The organism is uncultured Cetobacterium sp. (assembly GCF_947038635.1).
In the GTDB taxonomy this organism is placed as follows: Bacteria; Fusobacteriota; Fusobacteriia; order Fusobacteriales; family Fusobacteriaceae; genus Cetobacterium_A.
Genome location: NZ_CAMQXC010000068.1, coordinates 1 through 11,588, shown reverse-complemented (window position 1 = coordinate 11,588; position 11,588 = coordinate 1). Strand labels below are relative to the sequence as shown.

Here is an 11,588-nt window from a genome sequence, read left to right as displayed (position 1 = left end):
TTATTATTTTATAATTTTCTTTATTATAAAAAATAGTTAAATAAAAAATTTTATTTTTATTGTTGAAAAAAGGAATCGGTATAGCTTTTTGTATAATAGCATATTCATATACTTTATCTTTTTTTACAGATTTTATCGAATTTTGTTTAATATTCTCGTCTAAATTATTTATTATTCTAAAAAAAGTTGGATAACTTATCATACTATTATAGGAACTGAGGGTATTTTTAGCTTTTTCATATAATTTAGTTACCGGTAGTGCGTGATATTCTTTATATAAAGCTTTCAAATGTTCCATTACATCTTCATTTACTTTTTTAAAGGTATTTTTATCTACTCGAGTTTTTTTTACTAATCCTTTTTCTCCTGAATCTTTATATTGACTTACCCATCTTTTTAAAGTGGCATAAGAGATTTGAGTCTCTTTTTCTATCTCTCTTAATTTTTTCTCCTTCTTAAAAAAGGGTTCAAGTATCTTATATTTTTTATTTTTTTTATCTGTTTCCATAGATATTTTTACCCCCTTTTTAAATCTTTTGTTAAATTATAACACAAATAATGCGTAAAAAAAAGGCTCATTTATTTTGATAATTTTCTTGACTTTTTTCAAAATAAAATGTATTCTTTTAGTGAATTAAATATTCTTTATTATCAATCTTATGGAGGAGTTTTATGAAAATATTTGCTGAAGTTCAAAAAATCGGTAAAGCTTTGATGACACCGGTTGCGATTTTACCAGCTGCTGGTATATTCCTTGCTGCTGGAAATAAGTTAGGTATACCTTTAATGGAACAAGCCGGAGGAATAATATTTGGTAATTTACCACTTCTATTCGCTGTTGGAGCTGCTATTGGTTTAGTTGGTGGAGACGGTATTGCTGCTCTTGCTGCTATTGTTGCACTTTTAATTATGAATACTACTATGGGAACACTTACAGATGCTGCTAACGGTATTGCTGCTGGAAATCCTGCTTTCGCAGAGGTTTTAGGAATACCTACTCTTCAAACTGGAGTTTTCGGAGGACTTATTGCTGGTATTATCGCAGCTATTTGTTACAAGAAATTCTATAAAACAGAGTTACCAGCTTTCTTAGGTTTCTTTGCAGGAAAAAGACTAGTTCCTATTATGACTGCTGTTCTTGCTTTCTTAGTTGGTTTAGCTATGCCATACATTTGGCAACCTGTTCAAGCAGGACTTGCTCAATTATCTTATTTAGCTAACGAAACAAACACTAATATTTCTACATTATTATTTGGAATTACAGAAAGAGCTTTAATCCCATTTGGATTACACCATATTTTCTATGCTCCTTTCTGGTACCAATTTGGAGAGTACACAAATAATGCTGGACAAATCGTTAATGGAGACCAAGCTATCTGGTTTGCAATGTTAAAAGATGGAGTTCACTCATTCTCATCAGCTACTTACTCTGGAGCTGGTAAATTCTTAACTGGTAAGTTCCCATTCATGATGTTTGGATTACCTGCTGCTGCTCTTGCAATGTATCATGAAGCAAGAACTGAAAATAAAAAAATGGCTGCTGGAATTTTATTCTCTGCTGCTCTTACTTCTTTCTTAACAGGAATAACTGAGCCTTTAGAGTTCTCTTTCTTATTCGTTGCACCTATATTATATGGAATTCACTGTATTTTTGCTGGATTATCATTTATGCTAATGAATATGTTTGGTGTTAGAATTGGTATGACATTCTCAGGTGGAGTTATCGACTATATTATGTTCGGTGTTCTTCCTGGAACTGAAGGGTTTGAAACTAACTGGCCAATGGTTATTGTTGTAGGTTTAGGATTCTCTGTTGTTTATTACTTTGGATTTAGATTCTTTATTAGAAAATTCAACTTAGCTACTCCTGGAAGAGAGGTTGGAGCTGAAGTTGATGATCAACCTAAAGCTGAAGGTAGTGAATTAGCTACTCTAGTTCTTGCTGCTTTAGGAGGAAAAGAAAATGTTATCTCTGTTGATGCTTGTATCACTAGATTAAGACTTGAAGTTAAAGATACTGCTCTTGTAAATGATGCAGAATTAAAAAGACTTGGAGCTTCTGGAGTTTTAAAAGTTGGACAAAATGGAGTTCAAGCTATATTTGGTGCTAAAGCTCAATTTATAGCAAACGATATAAAAGCTTTATAATATTTATTATAAAACAAAAAAAAAGTGAGTGAAGAATTAATTCTCTTCACTCATATTTTTTATGCCCATTATTTTACTAAAATAATTATCAATTTCATCTTGAATATTCTCACTATAATTTTCAAGCTGTTTCTTTACAAGATCTTCAATATATTTTATCTCATCCTTATCCATTGGATAATATAATGGTGATTCTTTTAAAGGAGTTGAATAAAACTCTAAATTTTTCCCTTTTTTCTTTCCTATATAATTAAACCATGAAAAGAAAATTTTAGAATTTAAATATCCCAAAATATAATATAGATTAACTTCATCTGTTTTTGCAGTTAAATAATATATATCCGCACTTCCATAAAACTCTTTTTCTGTATAAGCAAAGTTATTAGTTTTACATCTTTGTCTAACTATAATTTTAGGTTTCAAAAAAATATCTTCATCTCTTGCCCACTGCAACTCCCACCAGTTTATTCTATTGTTTAGAACCTCTCTTCTCGTAGAAAGTTTACTTTTATAATCTAATAAATAATTTGTAACTACATCATCTAATTTAGATTTACTATTTAAATACATAATCCAAAATGGTGGTTTTTTTGATATTTCATATTTTCCTATATCTCTATTTTTATAAAAAGGTTTTAAATATTTTTTAAACTCCTCTTTATATTCATCAAAAACAAAAACTTTATCGGCACCACTTACAATTCCTTGATTGATATTTACAAGCTCTCCTAATATTACATTACTTTTATCTCTAATTTTTTTTATATTTTCTTTCCAAAATGGAGGAATTAACGCAATTTTACTGTGCTCTTCTGTAAAAATATTTTCTTTTTCAATAAAATACTCAATACCATCATCATTTACGGATATTTTTAAATTCTCTCTATTTTTTTGCCAGTAAAAAATTATATTGTGTTGACCTATCGCATCTTTAAAAATCGAATAACTGTAGTTTTCTAATCGAAAAAAACTACCTTCTTGTTTCATTTTTTCTCTTATTCCCTCTGCACTATCAGCTTTTAACCAATAATTAGTTGTTAAATACACTAGAATGCCGTTATCTTTTAATATATCAATTCCCTTATCTATAAAAAAATAAAAATAATCCATTTTAGGTTTATAATATTTTTTTCCAAAATCAGTTTCTTTTATTGTATGAAAAATTTCTTTATGATTTTTTTCTCCTAAATATGGTGGATTCCCTATTACTATATCATATTTTTCTTCTATTTTTTCATATAATGAATCACACTCTTTCAGATTTAATTTTCCAAATACTCCATATTTAAAGAAAAGAGCCTCGGCTCTTTTTTCTAATAATTTTAATGCATTTAAATCTACATCAAATCCTGTTATCCAATTTTCACTATATTTATATTCTCCAAAAATTTCCTTTGAAATTTTTAGCAATTCCTCTAATATTGCCAATAAAAGATTTCCAGAGCCACATGATATATCTATTACTTTTATATTTAATATATCCTCTTTCAAATTATTTTCTAAATATTTATTCAAAGCTACTTTACTCATGCTACTCGCATATTTTTCCGGTGTGTATATCTTATAATTGTATTCCACTTAATCCCTCCTAAAGAGCTTTAAGTTACCTTCACCCTCTATTAATATAACCCCATCTCTATATAAATCTAAGATTGCTAAAAATATATATACTAAATGAGTTCTGTTTTCTGCTCGTCTAAAAAGCTCTAGTACAACCTTTTCTGAAGAATAAAGAATAACTTTTATTCTATCCATTTCCTCTTTTAAAGAATATCTTTTTTCAACCTCAATTTCTAGATATTCCTCATCTTTTGGTAAATACTTTACATAACTATTAAACATGTCTTGAAGTTTTAAACTAGTTAAATCAAACTCCTTAGGAATATTTTTAGTTATTTTTCTTCCCTCTTTTCTAGTATAAGAGATGTTGTATTCACATTCAATACTTGATATTACTCCAGCAACTTCTTTAAATACTTTATAATCCTCTAATCTTCTTTTTAAATCCTTTTCTTTCTCCTCTTCCTTTTCAACACTTAATATAGATACTGCTTTTATCTCTAATAGTTCCGATGCAATTTCTAAAAACTCTACCTTTACACTTAAACTATCACTTTGTGCTTTCTCTATAAATTGAAGATATTCATCTATTATCTGAGATATTTTTATTTCAGATATTTTCATTTTCTTCTTTTCTATAAGATGTAGTAAAAGATCTAAAGGGCCTTCAAAGTTATCTATTTTTAATACAATCTCCATCTGCTTTTACCCTTACCTTTTCTTTCCAATTTAAAACATCATTTTTTATTGTTTCTTTTAATTCATCCATTGAATTAAATTTTTTTTCTTGTCTTAAAAACTCTATTAAAGAAACATATATTCTTTTTCCATATATATCTTTATCAAAATCTAATATATGAACCTCAATGCTTCTTTCATCAGGTTTCAACGTTGGATTTTTCCCTATATTAACGACTGCATGCCACCAATTTTGTTCACCTTCTATTTTAACTCTTCCTCCATATATACCAAAAGGAGGATATATCTTATTTAATATTTTCAAATTTGCTGTAGGAAACCCCATTATTCTTCCTAACTTTCTTCCATGAACAACCTCACCAATAATTAAAAATGGTTGTCCCAAGCATCTATTAGCTATATCTAAATTCCCCGTTGCTAACATCTCTCTTATAAATGTTGAACTTATAACTTGCTCTTTAATTTTTACAGGCTCTATTATATTTACAAAAATTTTATGTTGCTTTCCCAATTGTCTTAAATTTTCAACTGTTCCTTTTCCTCCTTTTCCAAAAGAAAAGTTAAATCCTACGTATATCTCCTTTGCTCTTAACAACTCTGCTAAAACTCTTTCTACAAATATTTGAGGAGACAGATTAGAAAACTCTTGGGTAAATGGTTGAAGTATTAAATAATCTACTCCTAAAGATTCTATTATATGAATTTTCTCTTCTAAAGAGCTAATTAATTTAGGTGCTTTTACTCTATTGGTTACTTCCATCGGATGATTTAAAAAAGTAAAAACAACTGATTTTCCACCAGTTTCTTTTGCTTTTTTTACAGCTTGAGAAATTAATTCTCTGTGTCCCATATGAATTCCATCAAAGGCACCTATAGCTACGTATGTATTTTCAAAGTTTTCTTTAGTTAGCAAAATATCCTCTATTATTTTCATTGTACTCCCCTTATGCTTCCCTTTCTTTTTCTAAAAGTTCATTATGTATCTCTTCTAACCGTCTAAATCTATTTCTGATTCCTGATTTAGATATTCCTATCATCTCTGCTAACTCTTGTAATGATGCCTCTGGATTTTCCAATCTTAAAAATGCTATCTCCTCTAAAACCGGACTCAATTCATTTAGTCCAATTTTATATCCAATATAGTTTATCATTTTTACTTGTTTTCTAGCTGTATCCAAAGTTTTAGTTTCATTGGCAACTTCCCAGTTCATCTCTCTAATAGTTTTATTTTTTAAATCTTTTATCATCGTTGTTTCTTCATAGTTATAAAACTCTTTCATCGAACCGATTAAAACTATTATATCCATAATATCCTCTGCATTTCTCATATATACAAGCGGCTTATTTCTTTTTATTGTTTTATAAACTTTTTTTTCAAGTTTCACTAAGAGATTATACAATTCATCTGCTAATTCATCGCTATCAACAAAAAAGTCTAAAGCATACTCTTTTTCAGGCGATTTTATATAACCGCAACCTAAAAACATTCCTCTTATAAATCCTTTTTCAACCTCTTCACTCACTTCATCTACTTTAGATGAATATTTTTCTAAATTTTCAATAAATTTTTTTATTCCAGGTTGTGATGGAATACTTATTACATAGGTATTATGTTCTCCAAATTTTTTACTTTTAGAAAATTTTATAAAAATTTTTAAGTTTGTTAACTCTTTTAGCATAAAATAAATTCTTTCTGCTATCTCTTTATTTTCTAATTTCAGCTCTATGCTGTTTTGATTAATAGCGTGTTTTAATAAGAGTATCGCTCTTATCTCGGCGTATTTTTCATCTTCATTCAAGTCGCAACGATGAAGTATTTCATTTTTAACTTTATAAGTATACGACACTTTCTCCTCCTACTTTGTTTCAGCCCAATTTTGTCCTATAGAGCTATTTACTTCTAATTTAACTTTAGAAAATTGAATACTTTCTCTCATTATCTTTTCTATTTTTTCTTTATATTCTAAAGCCTTTTCTTTTTCTACTTCAAATATCAATTCGTCATGAACTTGAAGTAACATATGTATATCTTTCTTATCTTTTAATAAATCATATAAATTTATCATAACCTTTTTTAAAACTTCAGCAGCAGTTCCTTGAATCACCGTATTTACAGCCATTCTTTCTGCTTGATTTTTTATAACTCTATTTTTCGAGTTGATTCCTTCTATTATTCTTTTTCTCTTAAAATATGTCTCAACATATCCATGTTCTTCAGCATATTCAATTATCTCTTTTTCTAAATGTTTAACTGCTGGGTACTGTTCAAAATATCTTGTTATATAATCTGAAGCTTCTTTTGGTGTTATTTTTAATTCTTGAGATAATCCAAAAGCTGTCTTACCATATATTATACTAAAGTTTACTGTTTTAGCAGCATCTCTTTGCTCTCTTGTTACTAAAGCATCTTCTGATAAATCGAAAATTTTTCTAGCCGTTAAACTATGTAAATCTAAATTCTCAGAGTATGCTTCTATTAAGTTTGTATCTTGTGATATTTCAGCTAAAACTCTCAGTTCTATTTGAGAATAATCTATCCCCAGTAAAACAGAACCATCTTTAGCTATAAATCCTGCTCTTATTTTCATTCCTTCTTCAGTTCTTACTGGAATATTTTGAAGATTTGGATCTGATGATGATAATCTTCCTGTTGCTGTACCTGTTTGATTAAAAGTTGTATGTAATCTATCATTTTCATCAGCCATTTTAGGAAGAGGATCCACATAAGTTGATTTTAATTTACTTAATTTTCTAAACTCTAAAATAGATTTAGCTATTTCATATCCCTGTTCAGCTAGTTTTTCTAAAACCTCACTGTCAGTTGAAAATCCTGTTTTGGTTTTTTTCACTGGTGGAATATTTAAATTAATGAATAAAACCTCACCTAATTGCTTTGGAGAATTGATATTAAATTCCCCTTCTGCTTCTTCATATATTTTTTTTGTTAACTCATCTATTCTACTTTCTAGCTCTAAACTATATTTAGAGAAATATTCTGGCGATATCTTTATCCCTTCAATTTCCATATCAGCTAGTACTCTAATCAAAGGCATCTCTGTTTCTTTTAAAACATTATATAAATTATTATTTTCTAACTCTTTTACAAGCTCTGGATAAGCGACAAGCATTCCTCTTGTTCTTTTTGTAAGAAACTTTCCATAATCTTCAGCAGATATATCTTCTATTTTTGTTTTTCCAAAAACTTCGCTATATTTTTCCACATCTTCTTCGATAACATTTTTTAACATTACTTCAATCTCTTCTCTAGTTTGAGATGTCAATAAATGATAAGCTAACATTGTGTCAAAATCCATATTTTTTACAAAATATCCATGTCTTAAAAAGTTTTTAAATCCATATGATATAAATTTATTATTAGAGTTTAAAACTTCCTTAAAATATTTTTTACTCTCTTCATCTTTCAGTGGTAAAAAGTAATCTTTATTTTTTAAAGATACTGCTACACCTTTTTCTCCCCAATAAATAGCTATTTCACTATCTGAATTTAAACTTTCTTTTATTTTAGATCCTTCTAATATAAAAAATCCTTTTTCTTCATAAATTTCAGGTGTTCCTTGAAAACTAAATAGTCCAAGTTGCATTCCATTTTGTGAAACTGGTTGAGCTATAACTTGACTTTCTCCATCTTCTAAATTCATCTTTTTTATTAGAGATTTAAATTCTAACGTCTTAAAAAGTTCTAAAAGTTTTTTATTATCTTTTTTATATTCTAACTCCTCTTCTTTTACACCTAAATTTAATAATTCAATTGTTGCTAATTCACGACTTATAAAAGCTAATTCTTTATCTTCAATCAAATTATTTACTAAAGATTTTCCTATTCCAGGAAGCTCAGTCAAAGAATCTATATTTTCATAAATTCCTTCTAAATTTCCATATTTTTCTAACATTGGAATAGCCTTTTTAGAACCAATTTTTCTTACCCCTGGAATTCCATCACTTGTATCTCCAATTAATCCAAATAAATCTGGAATCATTTTCGGCTTTACTCCTAGTTGTTCAATAACATCCTCTTCAGTAGATAGTATTTTTAATCCTCCACCATCACCTTTTCCTAAAAGAGCGATATTCACATGTGAATCTAAAATTTGAGATAAATCTTTATCTCCTGTTATTATATAAGATTCAATATCTTTAGCTCCTAACTCTTTAGCCAAACTTCCCAATACATCGTCAGCCTCATATCCATCTATTTTAAATTTCTTTATTCCAAAACAATCTAAAAGTTCTTCTATTCTAGGTATTTGAGCTACTAAATCCTCCGGTGCTGCATCTCTTTGAGCTTTATACTCCTTATATATTTCACTTCTTTTTAAAGTAGCTCTTTTCACATCAAAAGCAGCTCCTATATAATCAGGATTTAATTGATTTATAATACTTATAAGAGTATTAACAAATCCATATACTGCTCCTGTTGGTTCATTTTTAGTTCTAAAATTTAAATTTCCATAAAAAGCTCTATACATTATTGCACTTACATCTAATAAAACTGCTTTTTTCATTTTTTCCCCTTTCTACGATTTACATTTTTCATAATATTATACCATATTCAATACCTTAGTTAAAAAAATTATTTTATAAATAAATATTATTTTTTTTATTTTTCTGTTATAATCTTTGTGTATAAACTAAAATATAGGAGGTATTTATGAATCTAGTTGTATTAATTGGACGTTTAACTAGAGATCCTGAACTTAAATTTGGTCAAAGCGGAAAAGCATACTCAAGATTTAGTTTAGCAGTTGACAGACCTTTTTCTAAAGGAGAAGCTGACTTTATTAACTGTGTTGCTTTTGGAAAAACAGCTGAACTTATCGGTGAATACTTAAGAAAAGGTAGAAAAGTTGCTGTTAATGGTAGACTTCAAATGAATAGATACGAGGTAAACGGAGAAAAAAGAACAAGTTATGACGTACTTGTTGAAAGTATGGAGTTTGTTGAAGGTAGAGGAGAATCATCTGCACCGTCTGATTTTGCTCCAACGCCATCTTACTCAGCACCTAAAGTTGCTGAGCAGTCTTCTAATGATGACTTTGGTGGATCATCTTTTGATGAGGATGAATTCCCATTCTAATAATTAAATAATATTTTAAACTACTAGGGGTGCCTTTTGGCTGAGACTTACCCTTAGAACCTGATCTAGTTAATACTAGCGTAGGGAAGTAGTTAATTATCACTTTTATTTTATAATTGTGTATATAAAGCTATTTTCCTATTTTTTGGAAGATAGCTTTTTTTATTTATATAAATTTTAACAGGAGGTTTTTTATGTTTTCAAAAGAGTTATACAAAAGTGCAAAAGAGATTTGGGATAGTTACTACACGCATCCATTTGTTAAAGGAATCGGTGAGGGATCTCTAGAAAAAGATAAATTTAAATTTTATATTATTCAAGATTATATCTACCTTCTTGATTACGCAAAACTTTTTGCATTGGGTGTTATAAAAAGTAAAAATGAAAGTGATATGAAAAAATTTGCTGCACTTACAGATGGAATTCTAAATTCTGAAATGGGAATACACAGAGTTTATATGAAAAAATTAGGAATTACTGAATTAGATATTGCGTCACAAAAACCAACTCTTGATAATACTTCATATACTAGTTATATGCTTTCAGTAGCCCATTGTGGCGATATAAAAGAAGTTGCTGTCGCTGCTCTTTCTTGTATGTGGAGTTACGAAATGATTGGATTAAAGTTAAAAGAACTTTATGGTTCTAATGATAAGTTTTACGGTGAGTGGATTGAATGTTACTCCTCTTCTAGATATAAAGAGTTAACTAATTGGAATATTGAACTTGTTGAAAAATATTGTCAAAATATTTCAAAAGAAGAAAAAGAACATTTAAAAACAATTTTTATTAATTGTAGCATCTATGAGTATAAATTCTGGGATATGTCTTATAAGGGGTCTTTTTAAAATGAATATGCTTGAAGTAAAAAATTTAACTTTTAAATATGATAATCACAACTTTATTTTAGATAACCTTTCTTTTAATATAAAACACAATGAATTAATTAGTATAGTAGGCGGAAGTGGATGTGGAAAATCAACAATTATAAAAATATTAGCAGGAATTGAAAAAAATTTTAATGGTACTGTTCAATCAAAAAGTGTATCTTATATGCCACAATCAAATACACTTTTACCATGGAGAACTATTTTAGAAAATATACTTTTACCAATTGAAATTAAAAAAGGAAATAAAAAGATAGAAAAAGAAAAAGCTGTTTCTCTCTTGAAACGTTTCAATCTATTAGAATATTCAAATAATTATCCTAAAGAACTTTCTGGAGGAATGAAACAGCGTATCTCACTTATTCGTACATTAATGAGCGGTGGAGATTTACTTCTTTTAGATGAACCTTTTTCAGCTTTAGATGCTATAACTAGAGAGGATTTACAAAATTGGCTTTTAAATCTTATAGCAACACTTAAAAAAAGTATGATTTTTATTACTCATGATATTGATGAAGCAATCTTTTTATCTCATAGAATTTTTGTTTGCTCAAAAAAACCTCTTTCGAAATTTAAAGAGTTTTTAGTTCCTGAAAATATAACTCTTGAAAAAAAAATACAACTGAAAAAAGAGATTCTTTCTATTATCAAAGGAGATAACTTTTATGAAAAAAATTAATTTTTCTATCATCTCTCTTTTTTCATTTTTTATACTATGGGAGATTCTAGGAAGATATATTAATAAAGGTTATATTCTTCCTACTCCATTAAATATATTAAAAAAAGTTTGGATTCTTAAAGAAAGTCTTTTCTTTACGCATCTACCCGCTACACTTAACATCGCTGTTACTTCTTTAATATTAACTATTTTATTAGGAATATTTTTAGCTATTTCTATGGATTTTAGTCACATAGTATACAGTTGTATTCATCCTTTAATTATAACTAGCCAAACTATTCCGATTACTGCTCTAGCTCCGATTTTTATCTTATGGTTTGGTTACTCTATTTGGAGTAAAGTTATAGTCGCTGTAATTATATCTTTTTTCCCTGTTACAATAACTATATATAATGGTTTACAAAATGTAGAAAAAGATGAAATTAATTATTTTAAAAGCCTTAAAGCAAGTAAATTGCAAATTTTTTTAAAACTAAAACTGCCTAGAGCTCTTCCTAATTTTTTTTCCGCTCTTAAAATG

Annotated in this window: 11 protein-coding genes and 1 riboswitch; of the genes, 5 read left to right on the top strand and 6 right to left on the bottom strand. The window is 28.2% G+C overall.

What is annotated here, in order from left to right:
- The coding region (locus tag Q0V08_RS07560) for a helix-turn-helix domain-containing protein (protein WP_366099783.1) at positions 1-508 on the bottom strand (508 nt) is incomplete at its 3' end.
- Positions 509-672: 164 nt separating this feature from the next.
- Between Q0V08_RS07560 and ptsG the strand changes: the two genes are divergently transcribed.
- Positions 673-2,148, top strand: a complete 1,476-nt coding sequence (ptsG, locus tag Q0V08_RS07555) for a glucose-specific PTS transporter subunit IIBC (protein ID WP_297433571.1) — start codon at positions 673-675, stop codon at positions 2,146-2,148.
- A 36-nt stretch (positions 2,149-2,184) separates the two neighbouring features.
- On the opposite strand, the gene Q0V08_RS07550 is transcribed toward ptsG, so the two are convergent.
- Genes Q0V08_RS07550 through polA form a run of 5 tightly spaced genes read right to left on the bottom strand, consistent with a single transcriptional unit; the run spans position 2,185 to position 8,930 of the window.
- A complete protein-coding gene (locus Q0V08_RS07550) occupies positions 2,185-3,726 on the bottom strand; it encodes a TaqI-like C-terminal specificity domain-containing protein (protein WP_297433569.1) in 1,542 nt (513 codons plus the stop codon).
- Positions 3,727-4,407 carry a ScpA family protein gene (locus tag Q0V08_RS07545; protein ID WP_297433567.1) on the bottom strand — a complete coding sequence of 227 codons (681 nt, stop codon included), beginning with the start codon at positions 4,405-4,407 and terminating at the stop codon, positions 3,727-3,729.
- Positions 4,382-5,341, bottom strand: coding sequence for a bifunctional riboflavin kinase/FAD synthetase (locus tag Q0V08_RS07540; RefSeq protein ID WP_297433565.1), 960 nt, complete (start codon positions 5,339-5,341; stop codon positions 4,382-4,384). Before Q0V08_RS07540 ends, Q0V08_RS07545 begins: the two co-directional genes overlap by 26 nt.
- Positions 5,342-5,351: 10 nt before the next feature.
- On the bottom strand, positions 5,352-6,254 hold the full coding sequence (gene whiA / locus Q0V08_RS07535) for a DNA-binding protein WhiA (RefSeq protein WP_297433563.1): 903 nt from the start codon (positions 6,252-6,254) through the stop codon (positions 5,352-5,354).
- A 9-nt stretch (positions 6,255-6,263) separates the two neighbouring features.
- Complete coding sequence (gene polA / locus Q0V08_RS07530; RefSeq protein ID WP_297433561.1) at positions 6,264-8,930, bottom strand: DNA polymerase I; 2,667 nt, start codon at positions 8,928-8,930, stop codon at positions 6,264-6,266.
- A 146-nt stretch (positions 8,931-9,076) separates the two neighbouring features.
- Here polA and Q0V08_RS07525 point away from each other — a divergent pair, with 146 nt between their 5' ends.
- The 4 genes from Q0V08_RS07525 to Q0V08_RS07510 all read left to right on the top strand — a co-directional run.
- Positions 9,077-9,502, top strand: a complete 426-nt coding sequence (locus Q0V08_RS07525) for a single-stranded DNA-binding protein (protein WP_240218621.1) — start codon at positions 9,077-9,079, stop codon at positions 9,500-9,502.
- A gap of 15 nt (positions 9,503-9,517) precedes the next feature.
- Positions 9,518-9,606: riboswitch (TPP riboswitch) on the top strand.
- Between the two features lie 90 nt (positions 9,607-9,696).
- Positions 9,697-10,350 (top strand): thiaminase II, encoded by a 654-nt coding sequence (tenA, locus tag Q0V08_RS07520; protein ID WP_297433559.1) that lies wholly within the window; start codon positions 9,697-9,699, stop codon positions 10,348-10,350.
- A 1-nt stretch (position 10,351) separates the two neighbouring features.
- Complete coding sequence (locus Q0V08_RS07515) at positions 10,352-11,068, top strand: ATP-binding cassette domain-containing protein (RefSeq protein ID WP_297433557.1); 717 nt, start codon at positions 10,352-10,354, stop codon at positions 11,066-11,068.
- The coding region (locus Q0V08_RS07510) for an ABC transporter permease subunit (protein WP_297433555.1) at positions 11,055-11,588 on the top strand (534 nt) is incomplete at its 3' end. The genes Q0V08_RS07515 and Q0V08_RS07510, both read left to right, overlap by 14 nt.

What these genes read in the sequence shown, in the direction of transcription:
- ptsG (WP_297433571.1), top strand. Translation starts at nt 673, where the DNA reads ATGAAAATATTTGCTGAAGTTCAAAAAATCGGTAAAGCTTTGATGACA.
- Q0V08_RS07545 (WP_297433567.1), bottom strand. Translation starts at nt 4,407, where the DNA reads ATGGAGATTGTATTAAAAATAGATAACTTTGAAGGCCCTTTAGATCTT.
- Q0V08_RS07540 (WP_297433565.1), bottom strand. Translation starts at nt 5,341, where the DNA reads ATGAAAATAATAGAGGATATTTTGCTAACTAAAGAAAACTTTGAAAAT.
- polA (WP_297433561.1), bottom strand. Translation starts at nt 8,930, where the DNA reads ATGAAAAAAGCAGTTTTATTAGATGTAAGTGCAATAATGTATAGAGCT.
- Q0V08_RS07525 (WP_240218621.1), top strand. Translation starts at nt 9,077, where the DNA reads ATGAATCTAGTTGTATTAATTGGACGTTTAACTAGAGATCCTGAACTT.
- tenA (WP_297433559.1), top strand. Translation starts at nt 9,697, where the DNA reads ATGTTTTCAAAAGAGTTATACAAAAGTGCAAAAGAGATTTGGGATAGT.
- Q0V08_RS07515 (WP_297433557.1), top strand. Translation starts at nt 10,352, where the DNA reads ATGAATATGCTTGAAGTAAAAAATTTAACTTTTAAATATGATAATCAC.